Source organism: Roseimaritima sediminicola (assembly GCF_009618275.1).
GTDB classification, from domain to species: domain Bacteria; phylum Planctomycetota; class Planctomycetia; order Pirellulales; family Pirellulaceae; genus Roseimaritima; species Roseimaritima sediminicola.
This window is the reverse complement of the sequence record NZ_WIAD01000133.1, coordinates 1-967: the sequence shown is the minus strand read 5'-3', so window position 1 is coordinate 967 and position 967 is coordinate 1. Positions and strand designations below refer to the sequence as shown.

The 967-nt window shown below is 55.0% G+C and carries 2 protein-coding genes; both read right to left on the bottom strand.

What is annotated here, in order from left to right:
- On the bottom strand, nucleotides 1-704 hold a 704-nt coding region (locus GE027_RS22600), incomplete at its 3' end, for a hypothetical protein (protein ID WP_153559496.1).
- A partial coding sequence (locus GE027_RS23515) for a hypothetical protein (protein ID WP_237607746.1) occupies nucleotides 701-967 on the bottom strand: 267 nt, incomplete at its 5' end. The genes GE027_RS23515 and GE027_RS22600, both read right to left, overlap by 4 nt.

Genomic DNA, 967 nt, shown 5'->3' with positions numbered 1-967 from the left:
GTGTGACCGGGCGTTTCGTAGTCCGGAGGGACCGTGTGCTCGATGCGGACGAGTGACTCGTCGAGTTCGGTGATCTCTTGGATCTCAAACCCCGGCAAGGCAACGAAATCCCAAATCGGCATCTGGACGTATTGAAAGGCGAATACGGGGTAGCGAACGGCCAGATCGGTGACAAACGCGTCGACACCTGGGCCGCCTCCGTCCGGACTACCGATCTCTTGTAGAAAGACCAACTGCGTGCCGCTCGACGACCTTTCGATGACAAAAAAATACGTCTCATTCCTGCCGCTGATCTGCTCGACGGCGGTTCCCTCGCGGTCGAGCGTTTTCTTCTTTAGCTGAAACTCGCGGCCGCGGTAAGCGATTTCGTAGGCGTCTTCGCGGCGCCCAGGGCTATCGCCACCGCGCATCACAAACACCATCTCCGTTTTCGCGGCGATGGCGATTGAATCCGCCGCCGACTGCATCTCCTCGATTGCCTGAAAGAATTGGTTCTCCAGCTCCGCCTCGGAGCGGTCGGCAGCGGCCAAGACGTGTTCAGCATTTGCTAGAGAAACAAGAAAATAAATAGCAAGTGACAACGAGCTATTTCGGCAATTGTGCATAATGATTTGAATCCAGCAAAAGCTGCAGCGACGGCAGAAAACTCGTAATTTCAAAACCATTGATGGCGTCAGCTTAAGGCGTGCAATTGCACTGTTCACTGATTGGATTTGCCTGGCACTGACATCCGATACAAGTGTAAATCTCCGGTGAAGAGCATAATGCTCCCTCGCAGTTGCCGGGCATTTGTCCCGCGCACCGGCTCAATCCGCCCCCCGTACAGTAGCCATTGCTGCAAAACCATCCATTGCCATATGCAGCAGAACAGGCTCCGCCAGCCCCAAGAGGCATCGCTGCAACCAGCAATCCACCACGCAGTCTCGTTATCGCGGCAAATGAGACAGAAGCCAAAACCACGCAAGCA